Annotated in this window: 20 protein-coding genes; 14 read left to right on the forward strand and 6 right to left on the reverse strand. The window is 59.1% G+C overall.

Annotated features, from left to right (window positions below; translation table 11 throughout):
* Positions 1-111 precede the first annotated feature (111 nt).
* The 3 genes from FQB27_RS01595 to FQB27_RS01605 form a co-directional block, all read right to left on the reverse strand.
* Positions 112-1,014: a ribose-phosphate diphosphokinase gene (locus FQB27_RS01595; RefSeq protein WP_169559122.1), complete on the reverse strand. Its 903-nt coding sequence runs from the start codon at positions 1,012-1,014 to the stop codon at positions 112-114.
* Positions 1,011-2,507 carry a thymidine phosphorylase family protein gene (locus FQB27_RS01600; protein WP_169559123.1) on the reverse strand — a complete coding sequence of 499 codons (1,497 nt, stop codon included), beginning with the start codon at positions 2,505-2,507 and terminating at the stop codon, positions 1,011-1,013. Before FQB27_RS01600 ends, FQB27_RS01595 begins: the two co-directional genes overlap by 4 nt.
* Before the next feature lie 96 nt (positions 2,508-2,603).
* Positions 2,604-3,485 (reverse strand): LysR substrate-binding domain-containing protein, encoded by an 882-nt coding sequence (locus tag FQB27_RS01605; protein ID WP_169560027.1) that lies wholly within the window; start codon positions 3,483-3,485, stop codon positions 2,604-2,606.
* Positions 3,486-3,665: 180 nt separating this feature from the next.
* Between FQB27_RS01605 and FQB27_RS01610 the strand changes: the two genes are divergently transcribed.
* The 11 genes from FQB27_RS01610 to FQB27_RS01660 all read left to right on the forward strand — a co-directional run bounded on the left by FQB27_RS01610 (position 3,666) and on the right by FQB27_RS01660 (position 16,557).
* Positions 3,666-4,784 (forward strand): S-(hydroxymethyl)glutathione dehydrogenase/class III alcohol dehydrogenase, encoded by a 1,119-nt coding sequence (locus FQB27_RS01610; protein WP_169559124.1) that lies wholly within the window; start codon positions 3,666-3,668, stop codon positions 4,782-4,784.
* Positions 4,785-4,860: 76 nt separating this feature from the next.
* Positions 4,861-5,697 (forward strand): S-formylglutathione hydrolase, encoded by an 837-nt coding sequence (gene fghA / locus FQB27_RS01615; RefSeq protein WP_169559125.1) that lies wholly within the window; start codon positions 4,861-4,863, stop codon positions 5,695-5,697.
* A 154-nt stretch (positions 5,698-5,851) separates the two neighbouring features.
* Positions 5,852-6,391 (forward strand): PAS domain-containing protein, encoded by a 540-nt coding sequence (locus FQB27_RS01620; RefSeq protein ID WP_206374169.1) that lies wholly within the window; start codon positions 5,852-5,854, stop codon positions 6,389-6,391.
* On the forward strand, positions 6,388-7,620 hold the full coding sequence (locus FQB27_RS01625) for a methyl-accepting chemotaxis protein (RefSeq protein WP_169559126.1): 1,233 nt from the start codon (positions 6,388-6,390) through the stop codon (positions 7,618-7,620). Before FQB27_RS01620 ends, FQB27_RS01625 begins: the two co-directional genes overlap by 4 nt.
* Before the next feature lie 45 nt (positions 7,621-7,665).
* Positions 7,666-7,857, forward strand: a complete 192-nt coding sequence (locus FQB27_RS01630) for a hypothetical protein (protein WP_169559127.1) — start codon at positions 7,666-7,668, stop codon at positions 7,855-7,857.
* A gap of 127 nt (positions 7,858-7,984) precedes the next feature.
* Positions 7,985-8,509: a universal stress protein gene (locus FQB27_RS01635; RefSeq protein WP_169559128.1), complete on the forward strand. Its 525-nt coding sequence runs from the start codon at positions 7,985-7,987 to the stop codon at positions 8,507-8,509.
* A gap of 277 nt (positions 8,510-8,786) precedes the next feature.
* Positions 8,787-10,538: an autotransporter assembly complex protein TamA gene (locus tag FQB27_RS01640; RefSeq protein WP_169559129.1), complete on the forward strand. Its 1,752-nt coding sequence runs from the start codon at positions 8,787-8,789 to the stop codon at positions 10,536-10,538.
* Positions 10,539-14,903 (forward strand): translocation/assembly module TamB domain-containing protein, encoded by a 4,365-nt coding sequence (locus FQB27_RS01645; protein WP_169559130.1) that lies wholly within the window; start codon positions 10,539-10,541, stop codon positions 14,901-14,903.
* A 128-nt stretch (positions 14,904-15,031) separates the two neighbouring features.
* Complete coding sequence (locus FQB27_RS01650; RefSeq protein ID WP_169559131.1) at positions 15,032-15,568, forward strand: SixA phosphatase family protein; 537 nt, start codon at positions 15,032-15,034, stop codon at positions 15,566-15,568.
* Between the two features lie 195 nt (positions 15,569-15,763).
* Positions 15,764-16,228, forward strand: coding sequence for an HPP family protein (locus FQB27_RS01655; RefSeq protein WP_169559132.1), 465 nt, complete (start codon positions 15,764-15,766; stop codon positions 16,226-16,228).
* A gap of 95 nt (positions 16,229-16,323) precedes the next feature.
* Positions 16,324-16,557, forward strand: a complete 234-nt coding sequence (locus FQB27_RS01660) for a hypothetical protein (protein WP_169559133.1) — start codon at positions 16,324-16,326, stop codon at positions 16,555-16,557.
* A gap of 10 nt (positions 16,558-16,567) precedes the next feature.
* On the opposite strand, the gene FQB27_RS01665 is transcribed toward FQB27_RS01660, so the two are convergent.
* Positions 16,568-17,206, reverse strand: a complete 639-nt coding sequence (locus FQB27_RS01665; RefSeq protein WP_169559134.1) for a TetR/AcrR family transcriptional regulator — start codon at positions 17,204-17,206, stop codon at positions 16,568-16,570.
* Positions 17,207-17,325: 119 nt separating this feature from the next.
* Between FQB27_RS01665 and FQB27_RS01670 the strand changes: the two genes are divergently transcribed.
* From FQB27_RS01670 to FQB27_RS01680, 3 genes are all read left to right on the forward strand, one after another.
* Positions 17,326-18,519 carry an efflux RND transporter periplasmic adaptor subunit gene (locus FQB27_RS01670; RefSeq protein WP_206374172.1) on the forward strand — a complete coding sequence of 398 codons (1,194 nt, stop codon included), beginning with the start codon at positions 17,326-17,328 and terminating at the stop codon, positions 18,517-18,519.
* Positions 18,520-18,530: 11 nt separating this feature from the next.
* A complete protein-coding gene (locus FQB27_RS01675; protein ID WP_169559135.1) occupies positions 18,531-21,680 on the forward strand; it encodes an efflux RND transporter permease subunit in 3,150 nt (1,049 codons plus the stop codon).
* Positions 21,681-21,848: 168 nt separating this feature from the next.
* On the forward strand, positions 21,849-22,682 hold the full coding sequence (locus FQB27_RS01680) for a hypothetical protein (RefSeq protein WP_206374174.1): 834 nt from the start codon (positions 21,849-21,851) through the stop codon (positions 22,680-22,682).
* A gap of 59 nt (positions 22,683-22,741) precedes the next feature.
* Here the strand turns inward: FQB27_RS01680 and FQB27_RS01685 are convergent, their stop codons facing one another.
* Together FQB27_RS01685 and FQB27_RS01690 are read right to left on the reverse strand one after the other, a co-directional pair.
* Entirely contained in the window at positions 22,742-23,857 is a 1,116-nt protein-coding gene (locus FQB27_RS01685; protein ID WP_169559137.1) for a THUMP domain-containing class I SAM-dependent RNA methyltransferase, read from the reverse strand.
* 88 nt (positions 23,858-23,945) lie between these two features.
* Positions 23,946-26,018, reverse strand: coding sequence for a methyl-accepting chemotaxis protein (locus tag FQB27_RS01690; RefSeq protein ID WP_169559138.1), 2,073 nt, complete (start codon positions 26,016-26,018; stop codon positions 23,946-23,948).
* Between the last annotated feature and the right edge of the window lie 225 nt (positions 26,019-26,243).

The raw sequence follows: 26,243 nt of genomic DNA on the forward strand, positions 1-26,243 counted from the left end.
TCTTGCCTGCCACGTTCCCCTTGCCCTTTCAAACCTCGCCAGAAACAACCCTAAACCATAAAAGATTGATATAGAAAATTTTAATGCAAGGGGCGCGGCGGGCGGAAAGGATCAGCGGGGTCCTGTTTTCTCGTTGATCAGGGCGTCTGCCAGCAGCGGGGCAAGGGGCAGGGCGTTGCTGGGGGCGGGAACACTGTCGGTGGAGCGAAGGCGGGCGATGCCGTCCTTTTGCAATTTGTCCCGAACCGCACTGTCTCCCAGATCGTGAACGACGATCACCTCCACCTTTCTGGCACCCGCCTTCAGGACGGCATTGGCGCACCGGGAAAGGGTTCCGCCACTGGACAGGATATCATCGATCAGGATGGCGTGGACGTTGTGCAGTGGCGGTGTTTCGGGCAGGGAAACGGCCACATCCCGATCATTGAACCGTTGCTTGGTGGCAACCGTAAAGGGAAGGCCCGCCCGGTCGGCGATGGCCCGGACCCATTGTTCGGATTCGCTGTCCGGTCCGACCAGTATTCGCGGCCCGGATGCCGGTTCCGCTGCCAGCAGGTCGGCGATCAGCGGCGCGGCGCCAAGGGCGTCGGTCTCGCAGTCAGGAAAGATTTCCCGCAGCGAATGGATGCGGTGCAGGTGGGGGTCGACCGTGACAATGCGGTCAAAAAAGCCGGACAGAATGCCCGCCATCAGGCGCTGGCTAACGGCGTCACCAGCCTCGAAGGCGGTATCCTGCCGCATATAGCAGAGATAGGGCGCGACCAGCACAATCCGGTCCGCGCCATTTTCCTTCAGGGCCCCGGCGGCGAACAGGGTCTGGATCAGCTTTTCGTTGGGACGATCCAGTGACACGAACAACAGCGCCGTGCCTGTGACCGGGTGGATCCGCACCCGGCTTTCCCCGTCCGGGAAGGTATGGATATGGATGGGATGGCAGGGCACGTCCAGATGCGCAGCCAGTTGCCGGGCGGGGGCCTCGCTTGCAGGGTGGAAATGCAGGCTGACCGGGGTCACGGGTGACCCCCGATGGTATAGCCGGACGCCTCGGTGGCAAAGTCGGCGGCAAAATGATGGTCGGACTGGAAGCAGGCATGAATCCGGTACAGCGGATCGCCCTTGCGGACTGTGTCGCCCACTTTTTTGAATAACCGGATACCGGCACCCGTATCCATGGGGGCCCCGGCATAGCGGGCAATCCGGGCAAGGCGGAAACAGTCAATGGCGGAAATCACCCCGTTGGCGGGCGCTGTAATTTCCGAGGTCAGGGGCCCAAGCTCCTGTTGGCTGGTATTCCGGCCCTGCGCATCAATGATTTTGTTCATGGTTTCAAGGGCGGCGCCACTGTCCAGAAGGTGCCGGGCGCGGGCATATCCGGTGCCGCCGTGAAGGGCCGGGTCATTTTCCAGAATGGTGCCGGCCATGCGCAGGGATTTTTCCCGAAGGTCCGCCGGGGCACCGGACGCACCTTCCAGAACGGCCATGACGTCCAGTGCCTCCAGAACCGGGCCGATGCCGTTGCCGATCGGCTGGGTGCCATCGGTGACGGTGACACTGACATCCAGTCCGATTTTTCCGCCCACATATTCAAACAGTTTGCGAAGCCGCATGGCATCGGTGGGGGTGCGAATTTTGGCCGATGATCCGATGGGAATATCGATCAGCAGATGGGTGGACCCTGCCGCCGCTTTCTTTGACATGATCGAGGCAACCATCTGTTCGCGGGTGTCGATCATCAGCGGGCGTTCCACGGATATCAGGATGTCATCCGCCGGGGACAGGTTCACATGCCCGCCCCAGACAATGCAGCCGTTGCAATCCTCGACCACCTTCTGCATCTGCCGGGTGGACAGGTCCACCTTGGCCAGAACCTCCATGGTGTCGGCGGTTCCGGCGGGGGATGTGATGGCCCGGGACGAGGTCTTGGGGATGGTCAGGCCGTGAGCGGCCACAATCGGCACCACAATCATGGAGGTCCGGTTTCCCGGAATGCCGCCAATACAGTGCTTGTCAACGACGATCGGGGCCTTCCAGGACAGACGGTTCCCGACCTTGGCCATGGCCTGTGTCAGGGACAGCATTTCGTCCGTGGTCATGAAGCCGGCGCAGGACACCAGAAAGGCGGCGATTTCCATTTCCGAATATCGGAAGGCGGCAATATCGCTGATCACCTGCTCGATCTGGCCGGGATCAAGGGTATGGCCGTGGATCTTGCTGCGGACATGGTCAAGGCTTTGCGGCGGGACGGCCGGACGGATGGAGACAGATGCCCCCGCTGCCAGCCCCAGACGGTGAAAGGCCTGTTCCGACAGGCCCAGTTCATTGGGGCCGACGATGGCCGGATCATCAACGATCAGCAATTTGGCCTGCAGGCAGTTACAGCCGTTGTTCAGTACCTCCACCTTCTTGAAGGCCTGATATTCCTCGGGTCTGTAGAGATCGCAGTTTCGGGCCAGAAAGGCCACATTGTCCCGATAGGTATCGATCTCGATTTTCTTGAGCGTCAGCATGAGCTTTCTCCTCACCAGCGGGGAGGCGAGACGGAAACCTCATGGTAAACGACAGTCATGCCGTTTGGCAAATGGCCTTTTTGGGAAGGGCGGGGGTCAGGAGGGCGCAGGCTTCAGCGCCTTGCCAAGATAATCCAGAAGATGGCGAATTTTCGGGGACAGGTGGCGGTTATGGGGGTAAAGCGCCCAGATCCCCTCGTTGACCGGCTGGTAGTGATCCAGAAGGGCGATCAGGCGCCCGGCATCCAGCGCGGACTGGACGTAATAATCGGGGAGCTGGATAATGCCGATTCCTTTCAGCGCAGCATCCACAAGCGCCCGGCCGCTGCTGCTGCGAAGGGTGCCGGTGATGCGCACCGTGCGGGCCTTGCCGTTTTCCTGAAACCGCCAATAATCCTGATTGCCCCGCAGGCAGTTATGGTGATCCAGCTCGGTCAGGGAATGGGGGGTGCCGCAGCGCGACAGATAGGCGGGAGAGGCGCAGACATACTGTATCCGGGTTGACAGGCGCTTGGCCATCAGGCGCGATTGCTCCAGCGTACCAAGACGAATGGCAAGATCGAACCCTTCGGCCACGATATCGACAACCCGGTTGGACAGATGCAGGTCCAGTGTCACGTCGGGATAGTGTAGCAGAAAATTGTTCAGAAGCGGGGCAAGGGTGCGTTCGCCATAGGTAATTGGCGCGGTCAGCTTGATGGTGCCCTTGGGGGTTTGCTGCAGGTCCGTGATCAGGCGCTCCGCCTCTTCCAGACTGTCCAGAACCTGCCTGCAATGCTGATAATAGAGCTGCCCGGCCTCGGTGGCGGTGACGCGCCGGGTGGTGCGGTGAAACAATCGGGTGGAAAGCCGGGCCTCAAGCGCGCTGACCTGTCGGCTGACCTGCGCGGTGGAAATGCCAAGCCGCTTGGCCGCTGCGGTAAAGCTTTGCAATTCCGCCACGGCCACAAATTCAACAACGCCTTCCCACTGCATGATTGTGTTCTACCTCTATGATTATCCGGGGTTTGGTCAGGATATTGTTACTGTCCTGCAAAAGTAAATTTCAAAAATGGGTGATTATCCTAATTTTCGATATCAATAAACTGGGGAAGCTCTCATTCGGTCCCGAACAGAGAAACAGATATTCTAGCAATTGGAACGCAGAGGAAGACACAGATGATCAAGTCGAAAGCCGCCATCGCGTGGGGCCCGAACCAGCCCCTGTCTATTGAAGAGGTTGATGTCATGCCGCCGCAAAAGGGCGAGGTTCTGGTCAGGATCGTTGCGACAGGGGTCTGTCACACGGACGCCTTCACCCTGTCCGGTGCGGATCCCGAGGGGATTTTCCCGGCCATTCTGGGGCATGAAGGCGGCGGCATCGTCGAGGCCGTCGGCGAAGGGGTCACCAGTGTCGAGGTCGGGGATCACGTGATCCCGCTGTACACCCCGGAATGCGGAGAGTGCAAGTTCTGCCTGTCAGGCAAGACAAACCTGTGTCAGAAAATTCGCGAAACCCAGGGTAAGGGCCTGATGCCGGATGGAACCACCCGTTTTTACAAGGATGGCAAGCCGATCTATCATTATATGGGTTGCTCGACCTTCTCTGAATATACGGTGCTGCCGGAAATCTCGCTGGCCAAGGTGAACAAGGAAGCCCCGCTGGAAGAGGTTTGCCTGCTGGGTTGCGGTGTAACTACCGGCATGGGCGCGGTCCTGAACACAGCCAAGGTGGAAGAAGGGGCCAGCGTGGCCATTTTCGGTCTTGGCGGGATCGGCCTGTCGGCGGTGATCGGCGCGACCATGGCCAAGGCGGGTCGGATTATCGCCATCGATATCAATGACAGCAAGTTTGATCTGGCGAAGAAACTGGGCGCCACCGACTGCATCAATCCAAAAGAATATGACAAGCCCATACAGGACGTGATTGTGGAACTGACAGACGGCGGTGTCGATTATTCCTTCGAATGTATCGGCAATGTGAATGTCATGCGGTCGGCGCTGGAATGCTGTCACAAGGGATGGGGCGAATCCGTGATCATCGGCGTTGCCGGTGCCGGTGAGGAAATTTCCACCCGTCCGTTCCAGTTGGTAACCGGCCGGGTCTGGAGAGGGACCGCCTTTGGCGGCGTCAAGGGGCGCAGTGAACTTCCGGGCATCGTCGAACAGTATCTGAACGGCGATTTCAAGCTGGACGATTTCATTACCCACACCATGGGTCTGGAGCAGATCAACGAAGCCTTTGACCTGATGCATGAAGGAAAAAGCATCCGGTCTGTCATTCATTACGACAAGTAAGACAGTTCTTCCTGTCTCCGCCCCCCTCGGTATTGTGGGGGCGGGTCTGATGAGCAGGGCCGTAAAGAGGAATGAGATGACCATCGAGCATTTGAGTTCAAATAAAAGTTTCGGGGGCTGGCACAAGCGTTACAGCCACCCGTCGGAAGTGCTGAATTGCAATATGCAGTTCGCCATTTATCTGCCGCCGCAGGCATCCGAGGGACAGGCCGTCCCGGTTGTCTACTGGCTGTCCGGGCTGACCTGTACGGATGAAAATTTCATGCAAAAGGCAGGCGCCCACCGGATTGCTGCGGAACTCGGGATTGCCATCGTGGCGCCGGATACCAGCCCTCGCGGCGATCAGGTTGCCAATGATGACGGCTATGATCTGGGGCAGGGGGCGGGCTTCTATGTCAATGCCACCGAAGCACCGTGGAATCGCCATTACAGAATGTATGATTATGTTCTGACGGAATTGCCCGCCCTGATAGAAAATCTGTTCCCGGTTTCAAACAAGCGATCCCTTGCCGGTCATTCCATGGGTGGGCACGGGGCGCTGGTTCTGGCGCTTCGGAACCCGGACCGATATCAGTCCGTTTCCGCCTTCAGCCCGATCAGTCGCCCGACCGATTGCCCGTGGGGGGAAAAGGCCTTTTCCGCCTATCTGGGAGACGATCGAAGCCATTGGGAGGCCTATGATGCCAGCCTGTTGATGAGCGGCGCGACTGCGTTCGTGCCGGCATTGGTGGATCAGGGCAGTGCAGATGATTTTCTGGCAGAACAATTGAAGCCGGAAGCCCTTGTCAGCGCCGCGAAGGAAAGCGGTTATCCACTGCATCTCAATATGCGGGACGGATACGACCATAGCTATTATTTCATCGCTTCTTTTATCGAGGATCACTTGCGGTTCCATGCCGCTCATCTGGTATGACTTTATTGATATAGCCCGTCGCTACCGGTTTACACTTGTTTAAGAGGCTAGTGGTATAAGGGGAATGCACCAACCGGCGGAGAGGCGTGGTTTTTCCCTCTGTCCACCGGGATTCCAACGTCCTGAATGACCCCTTGCAGGAGTATCAATATATATGGCAACGATGGTCAAAGCCCCTTTGACAGGGGTGGAAAGAACCTTTGATCCGAATGAGCTGATTGTGTCCAAGACGGACCTCACAGGTAAAATCGTCTACGGAAACAGGCTGTTCTTCCAGTTGGCAGGATATACGGAACAGGAATGTTTGGGGAAACAGCATAATGTGGTTCGGCACCCGGATATGCCGCGGGCGGTTTTTGACCTTCTTTGGGAAACCATCAAGGCGGGGCGGGAAATCTTCGCCTATGTTGTCAATCGCAGCTCAAACGGTGATCATTACTGGGTCTTTGCCCATATTACCCCCAGCCTGTCATCCGATGGGGCGATCAACGGTTATCATTCCAACCGGCGGACCGTGAACCGGTCTGTTCTGGAACAGCATATTATCCCGCTGTATCGAAAGTTGCGGGAAATCGAGGCCTCAGCCGACAGCCCGAAGGCGGGTCTGGCCAATTCAAGAAAGTTCCTCACCGATCTGCTGGCGGAAAAAGGCCAGTCGTTCAATCAGTTCATGTTTTCACTGGAGCAGGCATGATGGCTTTTTTATCTTTTGGAAATCGCCGTCAGGCGGATGCAGAGGAACGATCGACCGCCGAGCAGGCTGCAGAACTGGAAGCTGCCCGTCTGAATGACGCGGAAATTGCCAAGGCCCTGACTGTCGTCGGCAAGCTCATCAATGGTGATTTTAGCGAGCGGATCACGAATATTACCGTGCCCGGCGCGCTTGGGGACCTGTTGCACGGGATCAACGATCTGGCAGACCGCTGCGATGCCTATATCCGGGAATCGTCAGCCTGTCTGGAACATGTCAGCGAGAATAAATACTATCGCAAGATTGTCGAAACCAGCATGGTGGGTGATTACCTGATGGCCGCGCGGAAGGTTAACGCGGCGCTGGAAACCATGCAGGCAAAGGTCAGCGATTTCTCGGCCGTGACTGCCGCCTTCGAACAGGAAATCGGAAGCGTTGTCGAGACGGTGAGCAATTCGGCAAATCATCTGGAGGAATCCTCCGGCAACATGCAGAAGATTGCCGATAACACCACATCGGAAGCCACCGCCGTGACCGCCGCTGCCGAGGAAGCCTCGCTCAGCGTACAGACGGTGGCCGCCGCCGGTGAGGAACTGACCGCGTCTATCAATGAAATCAGCCAGCAGGTCATTCATGCGTCCGAACTGGCCAACGAGACAACCCATGTTTCCGAGGCTCTGGGAGGCCGGATCGGGGATCTTGAAAAGGCCTCCGAGGAGATTTTCTCGGCGGTGGAACTGATCAACAGTATTTCCGAACAGACCCGCCTGTTGGCCCTGAACGCCACCATCGAGGCTGCCCGGGCCGGTGAAGCCGGCAAGGGGTTTGCAGTTGTGGCAAGCGAGGTCAAAAGCCTTGCCGGGCAGGTGGCGAAAGCAACCGATCAGGTGACACTGGTTGTACAGTCAATCCAGACGTCCGTATCGCACACGGCGGATGATATTCGGGATATTTCCGATAAATCCACCAAAACCATGCACGCCTTCAATTCCATTTCTGCCGCAGTCGAGGAACAGACCGCTGCCACCAATGAAATTTCGCAAAGCATCCTTCGCGCCAGCGACGGCGCCAACGAGGTGACACAGAGAATTTCGCTGGTCTCGCAGGCGTCGCAGGAAACCGGGGCCACGGCGTCCGAACTGAATATGGCGGCCAGCGATTTGTTTGGGCAATCCATCAGCCTGAAGCAGGCGGTTCAGCAGTTCCTTGAAAAGGCAAGAAACGTCATCTAGGATTTCAGTCCAGAGGATATCGGTTTCTTGACCCGGGAGACAGGGATGGACACGCAACTTCCGATCTGGCAACGGCTTGGGCTGACGATTGTTGCCATACTGGTTTTCAGCTATGTGGCGGGGCTGATCTGGGCGCAAGTGACCGGCTTTGCCCTGCCTGCCTATGCGGCGGGTGTGGTGGGCGGCCTGACGGCCCTGCCGGTCTGGGAACTTCTGAAACGTTTCAAGGCGAAATAGGGCCCCGTGTTGTGCCGGATCATGGCGTCCGGCCAAACCACAGTTGACGCAGGTCAATCCGGCATTTTGCAAATCCCATAAGCTCATCATCTTATTTCTTCTTCCCTCTAAAATGGCGGAGGACCGGATGATTGAAAAAATTCTTATTCCCCTTGATGGCTCCAGCCATGCGGACCGGGCGGCGGCCCTTGGGCTTGATCTGGCCGCCAAATATCAGGCCCGTGTAATCCTGTTGAACGTGTTTTCCCGAACCGACGAGGACGCCATTCGCCATCTGGCAGAGGGGGAGCATATGATCGAGGCTCACCGGGGGGCGTATGGGGATGCCCTCAGCACCCTGCCGGTGGAGGGGGTGTTCCGGTCTTCCTATCTGGAACAGGAATGGTTGCCGGTGTCTGTCTATGAGCAGATCGGGAACGCGATCATGGAACATGCCAGACAGGAAGCCCTGAAAAAAGGCGTGGCGGACCTTGAAACCCGGGTTGAGGGCGGCAATCCGGCGGACAGGATTGTTGAACTTGCCAAAAGTGAAGGGGCAGACCTGATTGTCATGGGATGCCGGGGGCTTGGCCGGTTGAAATCCCTGATCATGGGCAGTGTTTCCCACAAGGTCAGTCAGGTATCGCCCTGTTCCTATCTGGTTGTTAAATAGGGAAAATAAAATATAAGCGGGTGCGCTTGCAGCCTTGCCCCGGCCTTGCGGTGCCCTGTCCGGTCCGATTGCCAGTTTGAAGGGATCCAGCGTCCGGATTTTGCCCGTGCTTCTGGACAGCGGGGCTGGAAGACACTACGTTTGAGGAATGGCGTTTGTTTATCCGCTCCCTTGCTGGGGAGGGGGATAAAGGCCCTTTCCTGTTTTCATCGGTTCCGAGATCTTGCTTGTGTCACCAATCAGAAAAATTTCCGGCACTTTTTTCGTTCTTCTGATTTTGGCGCTTTTTCCCGCTTCCCTCCCGCTTGCCGAGGAAGCCCCCCGGAAGGGTATCGATTACACGGTAGCGATCGAGGGGGACGCGCCCGATGACCTTCAGGACCTTCTGGAACAATCCTCGCGCCTGATCCAGCTTCAATCCAAGCCACCTTTCAGCATTCGCGCCCTCAGACGACGGACCGAGGAGGATGTGGACGGCCTTGTGAAGGTGCTGCGGGCGGAAGGGTATTATGATGGCCGGGTGACGTCCCGGATTGATCCGGCGGCGGAACCGAACACGGTTCGTTTGCAGGTAGAGGTGGGGCCGCGATACACGATTTCAGGGTTCAGGATTGCCTATGCCCCCCGCACCACCAGCCCTGACCCGATCCGGCCAGAGGAACTGGGCATTACGCTGGGCATGGCGGCCCGTTCCGAAGCGGTGGCAACGGCACAGAAGCTGGCCATCTTGAAGCTGGGATATCGGGGCTTTCCGCAAAGTAGGCTGGTGGATCAAGACATTGTTGTGGATTACGCCACCAAGAAAATGGATGTGGCCCTGACCATTGACGCGGGTCCCCGGCTGACTGTTGGTTCCCTGAATCTTGAAGGCCTGACGGCGGTCGAGGAAGCCTATGTGCGGACGGTGGCCAACTGGCCGGAAGGGGCGCTCTATGACACAAGGGCGATGGATCAGGTGCGCCGCGATCTGGTTCGGACCGGCCTGTTCGAGGCGGTGCGGATGAAGCCTTTGCCGTCCCATACAGGGGATGGTGCCGCCCCGGTGACGCTGGTCCTTGTGGAACGTGAACACCGCTCCATCGGGGCAGGCACGTCATGGTCCACAAGCGAAGGGTTGGGCGCCGAGCTTTTCTGGGAGCATCGGAATTTCTTTGGCGCGGGCGAAAAACTGCGGGCGGATATTGCGGTTGGGGAAATCCGGCAGGAAATGAAGGCAGGCTTTGCCAAACCCAATTTTGGCCGTCTGGATCAGAACCTGAAGGCCGAGATATCCTATGCCCATGAAAATAACGATGCCTATACGGAGGATACGATCCATTCTGTCGTTGGTGTGGATCGCCGGGTGGGGGATCACTGGATTATCGGCGGCGGATTGTCCCTTGAGTTTTCGCAGATTGACGAGATGGGCAAGGTGGATGAATTTGCCTTGCTGGGCCTGCCTTTGGCGGCGCGCTACGATTCTACCGATGACCTGCTGGACCCGACACGGGGGATCCGGTTTGGGGCGGAAGTCACCCCCTATCTGGGACTGAACGGGGAAGCGCCGGACTTTATCCGCTCGGAACTGTTCGGATCGGCCTATTATGATGCTCTGGATAATGGCCGGGTGGTGCTGGCCGCACGTGGCAAGATTGGCGCCATGGCCGGAGACAGCACGGATGACATTCCGGCATCGAAACGGTTTTATTCGGGTGGCGGTGGATCGATCCGGGGCTATCAGTATCAGGCCGTCGGGCCGCTGGATGCCAACAACGATCCGGCAGGCGGCCGATCCCTGGTCGAGATCGGGGCCGAGGCCCGCATTCGGATCACGGACGCCATCGGGGTGGTTCCCTTCATCGAGGGGGGGAATGTTTATGAGAGCATGGCCCCCGACTTTTCGGAAGCCTTCCAGTGGGGGGCCGGTCTTGGGGTTCGCTATCACACAGCGGTCGGGCCGATCCGGTTTGACGTGGCCGTTCCCCTGAACAAGCGGGACGGCGTGGACGACGCCTTTCAATTCTATATCAGTATCGGGCAGGCCTTCTAGATGAAGACACGGCTTTTCCGGGCAATCGCATGGGGCGCGGGGGCGCTTTTCATGCTGCTTGTGGTTCTGCTGGGGGGCGCGGGCCTGTTCCTGCAGACCGACAGTGGGCGCGGTTTTCTGACACGGCAGGTTTCCGATCTGGTCAGCGAGGAAGATGGCCTGACGCTGGAACTTTCCGGCCTGCGGGGCAATATTTTCGGACAATTTTCCGTCGAACGGATCGCCCTGTCGGACCCGGCGGGGCTGTGGGCCGAGGCGGGGAACCTGTCCGCCCGCTGGTCCCCGGTATCCCTGCTGGCGGGCCGCCTGAACGTGGAGTATCTGGGCGCTGAAACGCTGAATGTGTGGCGTCAGCCGGACCTGCCCGCTGCAGAGGTGGAGACAGACGCGCCGTCCGGCGGTCCGGTCTTTCCGCTGCCGATTAAAATCAGGCTGTCCGGTCTGGATGTGAAGACCCTGACCCTGGGCGAAACTTTGCTGGGGCGCGCCGCCATATTGTCCGTATTCGCGACCCTGAATTCACGGCAGGATGGCAGCCTGCAATCGACGGTTCGGGTGGTTCATCTGGACGGGCAGGAAGGCGAGATCGCCGGCATCGCTGAATTCTGGCCGGGATCACAGGAACTGGCGATTGATTTTCAACTGATGGAACCGCCGGGGGGGCTGCTGGGCCGGGCCTTGGCCCTGCCGGGAAATCCGGCCCTGTCGGCCAGTCTTGTCGGGGCGGGAACCCTGAACGACTGGCAGGGGCAGGTGTTGGCCCGAGCCGAGGGCCTGATCGAGGCGGACCTGTTGCTGTTATCGGGGCCAAAGCCGTCGCTGGACCTTGTCATTTCCGGTGGGGTGCGCATTGCGGAAGCCCTGAGCGGCCCCATCCCGTTTCTGGATGACCGCCGGGTTACGCTGGATGCTGTTCTTGCGTTGGAGGATGACAACGACCTTCTGGTTGTGGACAGCCTGTCTGTCGAGAACCCCGTTCTTCATCTGACCGGGGGCGGTCGGTTGGGGCTTGGCTCCGGGACGACGGACAGCCGGTTGAACCTTGCCTTCAAGGATTTGACGGAATTGCAGCACCTGATGGGGCCGGCAAGCCTGCAGGCCCTTTCAGGGACAGTGCAGGCGGCGGGCGCGTTGGAGGACCTGACGGTGCAGGCCACAGTTCTGGCCGATGGGGTGGTGGTTGATGGCGGCCCCGCGATCCCCGCCCTGAAACTGACGGCGACAGCCGATTACCCCGGCACGGCGGCATCTTCAATTCCGGTAAGTCTCAGCCTGTCGGCCGCAGGGGTGACAGGGTTGCCCGCGCCCCTTCAGGACCTTCTGGGGGCAGATATTGACCTGTCCGGGGCCGGGGTTTTTGATCCGGAAACGAGCCTGCTTGATGTGGGCGGCCTGACAGTCAATACGGCCCATGCCGCCCTTTCAGCAGAGGGGCAGTTTTCAGCCCGTGACTTTACGCTGGCCTCAAACCTGACGCTGACAATTGACGATCTGGGGGTGGTGGCCCCCATTGCCGGGACAACGAGGCTGCTCGCCCGGATCGACAGCCCGGATGTCCGAAACAGGATTGCCGCAGACCTGACCCTTCAGGCAGAAGGTCTTGATACGGGAGTGCCCGGTCTGGGTCCGGTTGTCGGTAAAGCACCGCTCCTGAAGGCGCGGGCTAACTGGTCGGCCGAGGGGCTGGCCCTTTCCAATACGGTTCTGGAATTCCCATCCGGAAAGGTCTCCATGGAAGGGAAAATTCCCGCGACCTTTGACCGGATCGCGGCGCAGCTTGAAGGCAATTTTCCGGCGCTTGCGCCCCTGACAGATTTGGTCGGGATGCCGCTTTCGGGGTCGGGGCGGGTCACGGCGGAGATCACCGGGCCTTTGGCGGACCCGGATCTTGCGGGGCGGATTGCGCTGCAGGGGGTGTCCCTGTCTGACCAGAAGGTCGGAAACGTGGATGTGACGGTTCAGGCCGCCCATACGGGAACCTCGCCTGCGGGAAGGGTGGCCCTGTCCGTTGAAGGCGGGCCGGTCCCCCTGACGGCAAGCAGTGATATTGCCGTACCGGATTTTTCCCGGCTTGACGCCCGGACGATAGAGGTGCAGCAGGGGGAAAACCGGATAACGGGGGGCCTGAGCGTTCCATTTGACGGCAGTCCGCCGCAAGGACAGTTTGAGGGGGCCCTGTCCGACTGGCGCGCCTTGGCCGCGCTCACAGGGCAGGACTTATCCGGCAGCCTGACGGCCCGCGCCCTGATAGAGGACCGGTCGGGGATAATGGCCCTCCGTTTGTCTGCTGAAGGCAAGGATGTGCGGCAAGGACCGGAGACCGGGCTGGAGACGATCACACTGGTGGCCGCCCTTGGGGGCGATATGGCTGACCCGGACCTTGAATTTGACCTTCGGGCGGGCGGTGCTGAGGCTGGCACCTTCCGCCTTGACCGGATCGAGGCAAGCGGCGCCGGCCGGTTATCCGCACTGGACCTTCGCTTTGATTTGCAGCGCCCGGAAGCGCCGTCCCTGTCCCTGTCGGGAGCGGGGCAACTGGCCCTGAAGGAGCAGGGGGTATCCGTTCTGATGTCCCGTCTGGAGGGGGCGCTTGGCGATCGGCAGGTGCAGCTTCTTGCGCCGCTGCAGGTGCAACAGTCGGCGGCGGGGCTTTCCGTCTTGCCGTTCTCGCTGGGGCTTGGGGATGGAACCGTGGGCCTTGAGGCCGACCTTGGCGGGGCGAACAGCCGCGCTGCCCTGTCCCTGACGGCGGTGCCGGTAGACCTTGTAACGGTTTTCCAGCCCGATTTCCCCGTATCGGGGCGTCTGGACGGCACGGCCGAGATTGGGATGGAACAGGGCCGGGGGGCCGGGACATTCCGGTTTGATGCCACCGGGATCAGGATCGAGGATGCGGATCTTGCCGACCTGCCCCCGATCGAGGCCCGGCTTGAAGGCTCTTTGGCGGCGGGACGGTTGGCGACATCGGCCCGTATTTCAGGCATTGAGGCCAGTGGCCTCTCCGCCGAGGCAACCCTGCCCGTTGCCCTGACCCTGTCTCCCTTCTCTTTTGACATGGATGGCGGGGCACCGATCTCCGGGCGGTTTGACGCGGTCAGTGACCTTGGCCGCCTGATCCCGCTGCTGGGGCTGGATACCCACAGTGCCTCCGGTCGCTTGCAGGCGGAAGGTCAGATGTCCGGTACGATGGATCAGCCCCTGTTCGATGGTCAGGGTAGCCTGTCGGATGGCCGCTACGAGAATATGGAAACCGGCACCATTCTGGAGGCCCTGTCGCTGCAGGGCGAGGTTCGCCAGTCGGATCAGGTGGCGTTTCGTCTGTCCGCAAGCGATGGCCGGGCGGGAACAGTCAACGGCAACGGTACGCTGCGTCTGACGGATCTTGGCCGTCCGGCGCTGGATATTGTTGTGGCGCTGGAAAATTTCATGGCGGCGGATCGGGATGATGTGGCCATTGTCACCGATGCGGATATTGCCGTGAACGGGCAGCTTCCCGACCTTGCGACCCGGGGCACGGTGACCACCCGCACCGTCGAGATCAATATCGGCGGCTCCCTCGCGCCGCAGATCACCGAGCTGGAGGTCACGGAAATCAACAGGCCGGGGGCAAGCGATGCGGGCAGGGAGCCGGACGCCAAACAGGCGGGCACACGCATTGCCCTTGATCTTGGCATTTCCTTGCCGCAACGGGTTTTCATTCGGGGGCGGGGGCTTGAATCCGAATGGGCCGGGGATTTCACCGTCAAGGGAACGGCTGCCGCCCCGCTGGTGGAGGGAAGCCTGCGCCCGGTTCGGGGGCAATTCTCGTTTGCCGGTAAGGATTTCAAGCTGGACAAGGGGGCCATCACCCTGATCGGCGGAAAGGAAATCAATCCTGAACTGGACTTGTCCGCCATATACGAGGCGCGGGATGTGACCGCCGTTGTGTCCATCACGGGCACGGCGTCGGCCCCTGAAATCAGCTTTTCCTCGCCCGATGGCCTGCCGGAAGATGAAGTCCTGTCCCATGTCCTGTTTGGCAAGTCTGCGGGCAAGCTGTCTGCGGTCGAGGCCCTGCAACTGGCCAATGCGGTGGCAACGGTTTCCGGGACGACGGGGGCGGGCGGCGGCCTTATGGGGTTTGCCCGCGATGCCCTTGGTGTGGATGTCCTGACCGCCGGAACCGACGAGGAAACCGGCAAGGCCGAGGTCAGTGTGGGCAAATATATCAATGACAATATTTATGTGGGCGTGGATCAGGGCACCGAGGCAGGCAGCACCCGCGCCCGTGTGGAAATCGAACTGACCCCCAACATCACGGTGGAAAGCGAAACCAGCCAGTCTTCAGACAGTTCGGTCGGGGTGTTCTGGAAGTGGGACTATTAGGACAGGCGTGTCCGTTTTCCCAACCGCCGGGGCTGGAACTTTCTTCCAAACGTCATATTTGCAAGACAGGAAGGATGATAGACTGGCCTTCTTTCAAAGTGCGGTTTTCAAAAAGTGGGGCAGGTGCCATGCCAAGATTGACATTGCTACGTCACGCCAAATCCAGTTGGGAGGATCTCTCCCTCGGGGATATTGACAGGCCGCTGGCGCCGCGGGGAAAGCGGGATGCGGTCACCATGGGGAAATTCCTGCTGCAACAGGAACTGGCCCCTGAACTGGTGATCTGCTCGCCAGCCCTTCGAACACGGGAAACACTGGCGCGCCTGCATCCCTTCATGCCAAAGGATGTTGAAGTCCGGTTTGACAAGATGGTCTATTCCGCCGGGATGGGCAGCGGATTGATCACTCTTGCGAAAGGGCTGGAAGACGCGGTCCGTCACGTGATGATCATCGGGCATAATCCAACCATGCACGAACTGGCATTGTCACTGGTGGACTGGACATCGGAAGAATTGGCCCTGCAGCAGAAAGTGCGGCGGAAATTCCCGACGGCGGCGCTGGCCTGTATCGAATTTTCCGGTTCTGATTGGTCGTCCCTTGAACGGGGACAGGGGCGTCTGGTTTGCTATGGGACACCCAAGATGATTGCGAGGGATGGGACCTGAGCTGAGCCGGGAATTGTCGCGGAGTCATTAACACACAAATATTTTGTAATATAAAATTCAATTTACAAGTCATGTGTAAAATGCTACTCAGGCTGCCCCGTCCCGCGATTTACCGAGTGATTTCAAGCCGTGACCGAACAGACCAACCTTGCATTCAGCCCAGCAAAAGGGGCGGATTCCAAACCTTCCGACCGGATGTTTCGAATATTTGTCTGTGGGATTGGCGCGATTCTGACCATCGGCGGTCTGGGGGCCATTGGCGAATTTACCCAGATGTCGCTGTTGATGGCGCCGCTTGGGGCCAGTGCGGTGTTGCTGTTTGCCGTCCCGAATTCACCGCTGGCCCAGGTCAAGAACCAGTTGGGCGGGCACCTGATTGCCGCGATCATTGGCTTGTTTGCCATTTTGCTCCCCTATGAGGGGATTTGGCTGAATGCGGCTGCGGTGGGATTGACGGTAATGCTGATGATGCTGTTTTCCGTGGAGCATCCCCCCGCAGGGGCCGTGCCGTTGGTCATGGTGCTGGGGGATGTGGAGCCGGGATTTGTTCTTGGGCCGGTCCTGTTCGGCACCTTCTTCTTGGGAGCGGTCACCGGCATTTTCCATTTTGTCCTGTCGTGGCATGAAGGGCGGCGGCTCAGAAAGCGTTGCCTTCAGTAAAGCCTGATCCTTGCGCCTGTTCGGGGCAAGGGGATTGCGACAGACCCTTATTCATATTAGATTGTTGTCATTCTTTGTTGAGGATGATGACGGCCATGACAGACGGGAAAAAATCCTCCCTGCCGCCGGAAAAGGCCGAGCGGCCCGCATCGCCCGTGCAGGACGTCCGGGAATTTTCCTCCCCTCCCTGCCGGTTGCATGAAGTGGATCGCCACTGGCTGTGGTCCGAGAAGGGCGAGCAGATAGCGCCGCCCGCTGCGACAGGGGTAGGGGATGGGGGAACGGCGCGTGATGCGCCATCGGACCCGGAAAGCCGGAAAGACGATTGATTCGGGCCGCTTATCGAGGGCGGGCCCCGTTCAGGAAGAGGGTGACGGCCCCCTGAACCTGTTTTCGGATTTCATCCTCGGTCAGGGTGACAAGGCTGTCAGGATTGATCAGGTAGGACATGATCTGTCCTTGCAGCATGGCCATAAGCATTTCTGCCGCCCGGGACGGGTCCGTCAGGGTCAGCCGGTTCATGTGGATTTGTTTTTGCAGGTAATCGGCCAGCATTCGGCGGGTGCGATCAGGACCGAGAGCGTCAAATTTCTCCATGATGGAGGGAAATTTATGCCCTTCGGCAGCGATCAGGCGAATGATCCGAACACCTTCGGTCGAGATGATGCCATGCAGCAGCTTGTTGCAAAAGCCGGTCAGGGCCTCCTCAAGGGGGCGGTGCGGGTCCAGCGAGATGAGCAGTTCATCGGCAAACAGTTCGCAATGTTCCGCGAGAACGGTTTCGATCAGGCCCTTCTTGCTGCCGAACTCTTCATAGACGGTTGTCCGCGAGCCGCCGGACCGTTCAATGATGGCGTCCAGCGTCAGGGCGGAAAAGCCCTGTTCGATCAGGATGGACCATGTGGCATCCAGAAAGGCGCGCCGTCTGGCAAGGCTGCGTTCCTCTTGAGTGTATTTTTTGCTGCGCTGCAACGACATCCTGTGTTCCAGATCACTTGATTGTCTTAAGTACGATATGTACTTTACCGTACACAAATTCAATGGGCATGCCTGAACCCTGTCAGGCCCTTGGCCCCGTTTTAGAAGGAATATGGTTGGTGTCCATTCGTAATTGGAAAATTCTTGCGACTTTTTCCGCAACGCTTCTGCTGGTCTCCGCATGCGGGGATGGCAGTGAAGGACAGAACGGTCAGGCATCGGCGCAGGCCCAGACACCGCCCGCCGCACAGGTCGGTTTTGTCTCGCTGCAGCCGGAAAGCATTGACCTTGTCGCCGAAATGCCGGGCCGCACGGTTGCCTATCGCAAGGCGGACGTCCGCCCGCAGGTCGATGGCATCATCAACGAGCGCAACTTCCGCGAAGGCGGCTTTGTCGAGGCTGGCCAGCAGCTATACCTGATCGATCAGGATCGCTATCTGGCCAATCTGGCCGCAGCACAGGCGGAATTGGCCCGGCAACAGGCCAACCTGTCCCTCGCCACGAAAACCCGCGCCCGCTATGAAAAGCTGTTGAAATCCAGCGCCGCCAGCGAACAGCGCTATGACGATGCCGTCGCCGCCGAGGCGCAGGGCCGTGCCGCCGTGGCCGCTGCCCGTGCCAATGTGGACCGGGCGCGGATCGATCTGGACTATACCAAGGTGACGGCCCCCATTTCCGGCCAGATTGGTGCCTCCTCCTATACCGAGGGGGCGCTTGTTACGGCAAGCCAGTCCAGTGCCCTTGCCACCATCACCCAACTGGACCCGATCTATGTGGATGTGACGCAGGCGGGCGGAAAGCTGCTGCGGATCAAGGACGCGATTGCCTCGGGCCGGATTACGGGACTGGATGATCACGAAATTGACGTGCGGCTGATTCTGGATGCGTCCGGGCAGGAATATGCCCATACCGGCAAACTTCAGTTTTCCGAGGTAACGGTCAATGAAACCACGGGAACGGTTCGCTTGCGGGCGGTCTTCCCCAATCCTGACAAGGTGCTTCTGCCCGGCATGTTCGTTCGCGGATTTGTTGAGCAGGGCCGTGTGGAAAGCGGGTTTCTGGTGCCGCACCGGGCTGTCATGCGCCGCCCGGATGGCAGTGCCTATGCCTATGTGATTGGCGAGGGCGACAAGGTTGCCACCGCAGACCTGCAGATCGAGCAGTCCCTTGGGGCAAACTGGGTTGTTACGGCCGGCCTCAAGGCGGGCGATCGCCTGATTGTCGATGGCCTGCAACGGATTGCCCCCGGCGCGCCGGTAACCCCGCTTGATGTGGGTGTGGCCACCAAAACACCTAACCCGACTGCCGGATAAGGAAACGGTTCATGGCAAAGTTTTTCATTGATCGCCCGGTATTTGCCTGGGTGATTGCATTGGTGATCATGCTCGCCGGTGCCTTGTCCATCCTGCAGTTGCCGGTGGAGCAATACCCCTCCATCGCGCCGCCCAAGGTGGAAATCCAGGCAATGTATCCGGGGGCATCGGCCCAAACGGTCGAGAATACGGTTACCCAGTTGATCGAGCAGGAAATGAACGGGCTGGATAATCTCCGCTATATCTCTGCGGTGAGTGATTCCACCGGTTCCGTGACCATTACCCTGACCTTCAACCCCGAGGCGGACCCGGATATTGCCCAGGTGCAGGTCCAGAACAAGTTGCAGGCGGCCATGTCCTCTCTGCCAACCGAGGTCCAGCAGCAGGGGATTACGGTCTCCAAATCAACGGGAACCTTCCTGATGGTTGTCGGCTTTGTGTCCAAGGACCAGGCCATGAACCCGGAAGACCTGGCGGATTTTGTCGTCAATACGGTAAAGGACCCGCTGGCCCGTGTGAACGGGGTTGGCACCGTGACCGTGTTTGGCGCCCAGCACGCCATGCGGATCTGGCTGGATCCCAACAAGATGATCAGCTATGGCCTGACCGTCAATGACGTCAGCAGTGCCATCCGCGCCCAGAATACCGAGGTAACAGCCGGACAGATTGGCGGCGCACCGTCCCTGCCGGGGCAGCAGATCAACGCCACCATTACGGCCCAAAGCCGCCTGCAAACCACCGAGCAGTTCTCGAACATCCTGCTGCGCATCAACACCGACGGGTCGCAGATCCGCCTTGGCGATGTGGCCCGTGTTGAAATCGGCAAGGAAAACTATTCCACCGTTGCCCGCTATAACGGGCAGGATGCGGTGGGGGTTGCCGTCAATCTGGCAACCGGGGCCAACGCCCTTGATACGGCCGCCGCTGTCGAGGCGCGCCTTGACGAATTGCAGGCCTTCTTCCCGGCCGGGGTTGAGGTTGTCTATCCCTATGACACAACACCGTTCGTCAAGATTTCCATCAAGGAGGTTGTCAAAACCCTGTTCGAGGCAGTGCTCCTTGTATTCCTTGTGATGCTGGTCTTCCTGCAGAATTTCCGGGCCACCCTGATCCCGACCATTGCGGTTCCGGTTGTTCTTCTGGGAACCTTCGGGGTTCTGGCGGTCTTTGGATACTCGATCAATACCCTGACCATGTTCGCCATGGTGCTGGCGATCGGCCTGTTGGTGGATGACGCCATTGTGGTGGTTGAAAATGTGGAGCGGGTCATGGCCGAGGATGGCCTGTCCCCCCGCGAGGCAACCCGAAAATCCATGGGCCAGATCACCGGGGCACTGGTGGGGATCGCGCTGGTCCTGTCGGCGGTGTTTATACCGATGGCCTTTTTCTCCGGCTCGACGGGGGCGATCTATCGCCAGTTTTCCATCACCATTGTGTCGGCCATGGTGCTGTCCGTGGTCGTGGCGGTGGTCCTGACACCGGCCTTGTGTGCCACCATGTTGAAACCCGCCCATGGGGACCCCCATTCCAAGCGCGGCTTCTTTGGCTGGTTCAACCGGGGCTTCGATTGGCTGAACCGGTTCTATCAGGGCAGCGTGGGTCATATTGTCGGTCGCAAATGGCGCTATCTGGCCCTTTATGTTGTGCTGATCGGCGGGCTGGTCTTCCTGTTCGCGCGGTTGCCCGCCTCGTTCCTGCCGGAAGAGGATCAGGGGATCATGTTCTCCATGGTGCAGTTGCCCGCAGGGGCTTCGCAGGAGCGGACGGTTGATGTCCTGAAAAAGCTGGAAAACCATTTCCTTGAAAATGAAAAGGATACGGTCGAAGGCATGTTCACCGTTGCCGGCTTCAGTTTCGCGGGCAGTGGCCAGAATGCGGGTATCGCCTTTATCAACATGAAGGATTGGTCCGAACGCAAGGAACCGTCGCAATCGGTTGGCGCGGTTGTCGGCCGGGCCTATGCGGCGTTCGCTGGCATTCGCGAGGCCATGGCCTTTGCCTTTGCCCCGCCCGCCATTATCGAGCTTGGTACGGCCAACGGGTTTGACATGCAGCTCGTGGATCGCGGCGGTATTGGTCACAATGCCCTGATGGCGGCCCGGAACCAGTTGCTGGGCATGGCCGCCCAGAACCCGAACGTGGTCGGCGTGCGCCCCAACGGCATGAATGACACCCCGCAGTTCGATATCAATATCGATCATGAGAAAGCCGGTGCCCTTGGCGTCAATATCGCCGAGATCAACCAGACACTGGCGACCGCGTGGGGGTCTTCCTATGTGAACGACTTCATGGAAAAAGGCCGGGTCAAGAAGGTCTATGTTCAGGCGGACGCCCCGTTCCGTATGATGCCGGAGGATCTGGAATACTGGTATGTGCGCAACACGATGGGTGAAATGGTTCCCATTTCCGCTTTTGCCTCGACAAGTTGGAGCTTTGGCTCCCCCCGTCTGGAGCGGTTCAATGGCCTGTCGTCCCTGAACATTCAGGGTGCGGCGGCACCGGGCGTCAGTTCCGGTGAGGCCATGGCCACCATGGAGCAACTGGTCAGCCAGTTGCCGCCGGGTGTCGGCGTCGAATGGACCGGCCTGTCCTATGAGGAGCGGGCCGCCGGTGAGCAGGCACCTGCCCTCTATGCCCTGTCCATTGTGGTGGTGTTCCTGTGTCTGGCCGCGCTCTATGAAAGCTGGTCAATCCCGTTCTCCGTCATGATGGTGGTGCCCCTTGGGGTACTGGGGGCGGTGATTGCGGCCTTGCTGCGCGGGTTGCCCGATGACGTGTATTTCCAGGTGGCGATCCTGACCACGATCGGGTTGTCGGCCAAGAACGCCATCCTGATTGTCGAGTTCGCCCGCGACCTTTACGATCAGGGGGAAAACCTGCTGGCAGCCACCGTTGAGGCGGCGCGTCAGCGGCTGCGCCCGATCATCATGACGTCCATGGCGTTTTCACTTGGGGTGTTGCCGCTGGCCATCAGTACAGGGGCCGGTGCCGGTGCCCGTGTGGCCGTGGGCACCGGGGTGATGGGCGGTATGATTGCCGCCACGGTTCTGGCGATCTTCTTTGTGCCGCTGTTCTTTGTGGTGATCGTCAGCCTGTTTTCCCGAAAGAAAGTCCCGGACGCCTCTCAGCCTGTAACGGCGGAGCCCCCCGCCGCCGAGTAATTGGCAGCGGACAGCTCTTTTGAGAAGAGCCGCAGCTTTCCTCTCCCATATGGGGGAGGGGCTGCGGCTTTTTTTTATGGCGGATTGGCCGGGCCGCTTCTGGTTGGCCGGAAAATCCGCTACAACGGGGGCTGGTTGATTTGGGTGCCGTGTCTTGAAGGGGGAATTGTGATCCGTCAATTAGGGATATTTTTGCTGGTCGGGTGGGTCCTTGCGGCCTGCGCCGGGGTGCCCTCGCCGGAGGACAGGTCCGCCGCCATGCGCGCCATGGCCAAGGCCGCCGATTGGCGCGTTCAGGCGGTGTCAGGCGGTGATTTTTCCTTGCTGGTTTCCTATCCGGCAGGCCTGACATCGGCACAGACACTGGCTGTTTATGTGGAAGGGGACGGGTTTGCCTGGGTGACGTCGTCCTCGCCGTCCCTTGATCCGACCCCGATCACCCCCATGGGGCTGAAATTGGCCGTACAGGATGCCCGCCCGGCCGTTTATCTGGGCCGACCGTGCCAGTATGTGCGAACCGGCGGAAGCCGTGACTGCGGCCGGAAATACTGGACCAGCCACCGTTTCGCGCCCGAGGTGGTGTCCGCCACCCATACGGCGCTTGACCGGCTGAAGGCCCATTTCAAGGTGCAGCAGTTTGAACTGGTCGGATATTCGGGCGGGGCGGCGGTTGCGGCGCTGGTGGCAGCCCGGCGGACGGATGTGGCGCGTCTGGTCACGGTTGCCGGCAATCTGGATCATGCGACATGGACACGGGATTTGCGGCTGTCGCCTCTGTCAGGCTCCCTCAATCCGGCGGATGCGTGGCAGTCCCTTGCCCGTCTGCCGCAGGTTCATTTCGTTGGCGGGCAGGACCGGGTGATCGGCAAGAAGGTGGCACCAGCCTATTTGCGGCGGTTTCCGGCAGGCAGTGATGTGCGCCTGATCCAAAAGGCGGCTTTTGATCATGCCTGTTGCTGGGCGGAAAACTGGCCGGATTTGTTGCAAGAGGTGAGCCGATAGGCACGTTGCCGCGCTGATCCATGTTGTCCGGCTCTGTTTCCCTTGTGGGACTTGCCGGATCAGGGCAAGGCCGGACAGGTATAGAGCCGGACCGGAATACCGCCGTGGGAAAATTTCGTGCTTTCCGCATCAAACGGCAGGCCTGTTGCCTTGGCAAGGCTGTCATTGTTGGTGACAAGCCCGACCCGCCAGCCTGAAAACCCGTCCTTCAGGGTTTTGCCGAGCGACTGGTAAAGGGGCAGCAACTTTTTGGTTTCGCCGATCCGGACCCCATAGGGCGGATTGACAATGACCAGTCCGGCGGGGCCGTCTGGCGGTGTCAGGGCACTGACGGCTTGCTGCTGGAACTGGACAAGGTCTTCCACCCCGGCGCGCTTGGCGTTGGCCTTTGCGAAGGAGATGGCCCCTCCATCGCGGTCAAATCCGTAAAAGCGGCTTTCCGGGATATGGGGGTTTGCCCGACTTTTCAGGTTGTCCCATGCCTGCCGATCAAAGGTGGTCAGTTGCTCGAACGCAAAGGATCGGGACCGGCCCGGATTGAGGCGGGCCGCGATTTCTGCCGCTTCAAGGACAAAGGTGCCGGACCCGCACATGGGATCGACAACCGGCTCCTTGCCGCGATAGCCGCATTCGCGCAGCAAAAGTGCGGCAAGGGTTTCCCGCATGGGGGCCTTGTTGACTGCTTCCTTGTGGCCGCGCTTGTGCAGCCCCTCCCCCGAGGTGTCGATGCTGATGGTGCAGACATCCCGGTAGAGGCGGGCCTTGATACACAGCGTCGCCTCGGCCGAGATGGTGAGGCCCAGTTCCTGCTCAAGCGCCTGTTCAAGGCGTTGGGCGGCGGCTTTCTGGTGATAGATCTTGGATTTGACGCAGGCGACTTCCACCCGGACCGGAATGCCGGGACGCAGGAATTCGGCCCACGGAAACTGGCGGGCCCGCTTGTCCAGTTGGGCCAGATGGGTCACCCGGAAGGATCCGATCCGGGCAAGGACGCGGCTGGCCCCACAGAGTTCCAGATTGGCTCTCCAGACCTGCTGCCAGTCGCCCTTGATGGTGACGCCGCCTTTGACAATTTTTGGGGCCTTGAAGCCTTTCTCCATCGCCTCGGCGCGAAGGGGGGCCTCCAGACCGGGGGCCGCCACAAGGAGAATTTCCAGCTGAGTATCCATGTTCATCCGGCATATCTAGCCTGTTGTTGCCGGCAGGTCGATCTCTTTGTTGTGTCGGCGCTGGTCCTTGGGGCGGTCTTTTCCCGGCGGAAGGCTATGCGGTTTCGGACAGTTTCCTGATCCGGGCACTGATTTCCTGCACGGCGCGAGAGGCTTCCTTTGTATTGCTGAAAATCTGCGATGTCATTTCGCTTTGGGTATTGGTGGTTTCCACTGCGTTGCTGACATAGTCATCCACGGATTTCGCCGCCTCCATGATATCTGCCGTGTTGGCCGATACCTCTTTTGACAGTTCCTGTACGGCGCTGATTTTCTGCGCAATCTCGTCCGTTGCATTGGCGGTCTGGTTGGCCAGATTCTTCACCTCGCTGGCCACCACGGCAAAGCCTTTGCCGGCTTCCCCGGCGCGGGCGGCCTCGATGGTGGCGTTCAGCGCCAGAAGATTGACGTGACCCGCAATGTCATGGATCAGTTCAACAATGCCTTCCATGGACCCCATGGTTTCAATCAGGCGGTGATTGGTTTCCTGTGAGGTGCTGATCTTGGTGGAAATGTTGTCTGCGGCCTGTTTCGAGCGTTCCATATTCTGACCGATATGATGGATGGAGGTGACCATCTCCTCAATGGCATCGGTGACGCAATCCATTTTGCCGGTTGTCACCTGCGTCAGGTCCACCGTATTCATCAGATCGGTGACTTCGATGGCGTATTTGACCACCTTGAAGGGCCGTCCCTCCATATCCAGAATCGGGTTGTAGGAGGCTTGTATCCAGACTTCGCGTCCGCCCTTGCCAATCCGTTTGTAGACACGGGATTCATATTCCCCGTTTCTAAGGCGTTGCCAGAAATCGCTGTATTGCTCGCTGGCGGCGGTTTCGCGCGAGACAAACATCTTGTGGTGTTTCCCCTGAACCTCGTCCAGATGATATCCCATGACGGACAGGAAGTTTTCGTTGGCGGTCAGGACGGTGCCGTTCAGGTCAAACTCGATCACCGCCTGTGATTTTCCGATGGCTTCCAGTTGACCCCGGTAGTCGGCTTCGCGAAGCCGGCGCTTGGTTACATCGACTGCGTGTTTGACAATCCGGAACGGTTTTCCTCGGGTATCCAGAATGGGGTTATAGGAGGCTTGGATCCAGACTTCGCGCCCATCCTTGCCAATCCGTTTATACTCGGCCGCCTGAAACTCGCCGCGTCCCAGTTTTTCCCAGAATTCGGCATATTCCTGACTGTCCGCATGGTCGGGTGTCACGAAAAGGCTGTGGTGCTGGCCCTTGATTTCGTCCAGAGACTCATATCCCATCGCAGACAGGAAATTCCGGTTTGCCGACAGAATGGTGCCGGACAGGTCAAATTCGATCACGGCTTGCGAGCTGTTGATGGCCTTGATCTGTCCCTTGTAATAGGCGTTCTTGAGTTTTCTTTCAGTAATGTCCGTGGCGTATTTGACAATGCGGATCGGTTTTCCGTCCGGATCAAGAATGGGGTTGTAGGAAGCCTGAATCCAGACTTCCCGGCCGTCCCTGGCAACGCGCCTGTATTCCTGACACTCGAAATTACCCGCTTTCAGACTGGCCCAGAATTGCGCGTATTCGCTGCTGCTGGCCTCTGCTGGCTTGACAAACAGGCTGTGATGTCTGCCGACGATTTCCTCGCGGGTATAGCCCATGGTTGACAGGAAGGCGTCGTTGGCCTCAAGGATCGTACCCTCAAGATCAAACTCGATCACGGCTTGCGAGCGGCCGATTGCCTCCACCCGGCTTTTGTAGAAGGCGGCCTGACGTTTCAGGTCGGTGATGTCGGTCACCAGTTCGACAAAGCCATACAGGCGCCCTTTTTTGTCCAGCAGCGGGGTTGCGGATGCCTTGAGCCAGATGTCCGCCCCGGCGGCATCCTTATGCTTGAACTCCCGTTCGTGACAAAGACCCTGCTGCAGGCGTTCCCAAAAGGCGTCGTAATCGGTGCTGTTTGAAAGCGCCGGCCCGGCAAATTCGCGGTGATGTTTTCCGGTAATGTCCTCGGTCGTATATCCCAGCATGTCCAGAAAATTCTGGTTTGCAAAGACGACCTCGCCATCGAGGGAGAATTCAATAATGGCGCGAGACCGGTTGATGGAGGAGAAAATATCTGATTTTTTCCGGTCTTTGGAGCGTTTCAACGTCAACATACAGGTTCTCCCGGTTGAACAGAAAACAAAAAAGGTACTTCGAAATTAGCGATCTCTAAAGCGAGAGGGGCGCTGGATATCGCTGAAATTTCTTAAAATTGTATGAATATCAAAGGGCTAAGTGCATTGACCGGTGGTATTGACATTTGTCGAAAAATGTGAAAATCGCACATTTTTTCAGTAAGTTGCTGATTTATATTATTTATAATTTTTTTGTAAAATTCA

It is taken from the genome of Sneathiella chinensis, from assembly GCF_012720115.1.
Taxonomy (GTDB): Bacteria; Pseudomonadota; Alphaproteobacteria; order Sneathiellales; family Sneathiellaceae; genus Sneathiella; species Sneathiella chinensis.

Excerpts from the sequence above, each read along its gene's own strand:
- FQB27_RS01660 (WP_169559133.1), top strand. The coding sequence starts at position 16,324 with ATGACAGACGGGAAAAAATCCTCCCTGCCGCCGGAAAAGGCCGAGCGG.
- FQB27_RS01655 (WP_169559132.1), top strand. The coding sequence starts at position 15,764 with ATGTTTCGAATATTTGTCTGTGGGATTGGCGCGATTCTGACCATCGGC.
- FQB27_RS01610 (WP_169559124.1), top strand. The coding sequence starts at position 3,666 with ATGATCAAGTCGAAAGCCGCCATCGCGTGGGGCCCGAACCAGCCCCTG.
- FQB27_RS01635 (WP_169559128.1), top strand. The coding sequence starts at position 7,985 with ATGATTGAAAAAATTCTTATTCCCCTTGATGGCTCCAGCCATGCGGAC.
- FQB27_RS01665 (WP_169559134.1), bottom strand. The coding sequence starts at position 17,206 with ATGTCGTTGCAGCGCAGCAAAAAATACACTCAAGAGGAACGCAGCCTT.
- FQB27_RS01620 (WP_206374169.1), top strand. The coding sequence starts at position 5,852 with ATGGCAACGATGGTCAAAGCCCCTTTGACAGGGGTGGAAAGAACCTTT.
- FQB27_RS01645 (WP_169559130.1), top strand. The coding sequence starts at position 10,539 with ATGAAGACACGGCTTTTCCGGGCAATCGCATGGGGCGCGGGGGCGCTT.
- FQB27_RS01690 (WP_169559138.1), bottom strand. The coding sequence starts at position 26,018 with ATGTTGACGTTGAAACGCTCCAAAGACCGGAAAAAATCAGATATTTTC.
- FQB27_RS01685 (WP_169559137.1), bottom strand. The coding sequence starts at position 23,857 with ATGAACATGGATACTCAGCTGGAAATTCTCCTTGTGGCGGCCCCCGGT.
- FQB27_RS01650 (WP_169559131.1), top strand. The coding sequence starts at position 15,032 with ATGCCAAGATTGACATTGCTACGTCACGCCAAATCCAGTTGGGAGGAT.
- FQB27_RS01600 (WP_169559123.1), bottom strand. The coding sequence starts at position 2,507 with ATGCTGACGCTCAAGAAAATCGAGATCGATACCTATCGGGACAATGTG.
- FQB27_RS01630 (WP_169559127.1), top strand. The coding sequence starts at position 7,666 with ATGGACACGCAACTTCCGATCTGGCAACGGCTTGGGCTGACGATTGTT.
- FQB27_RS01625 (WP_169559126.1), top strand. The coding sequence starts at position 6,388 with ATGATGGCTTTTTTATCTTTTGGAAATCGCCGTCAGGCGGATGCAGAG.
- fghA (WP_169559125.1), top strand. The coding sequence starts at position 4,861 with ATGACCATCGAGCATTTGAGTTCAAATAAAAGTTTCGGGGGCTGGCAC.
- FQB27_RS01675 (WP_169559135.1), top strand. The coding sequence starts at position 18,531 with ATGGCAAAGTTTTTCATTGATCGCCCGGTATTTGCCTGGGTGATTGCA.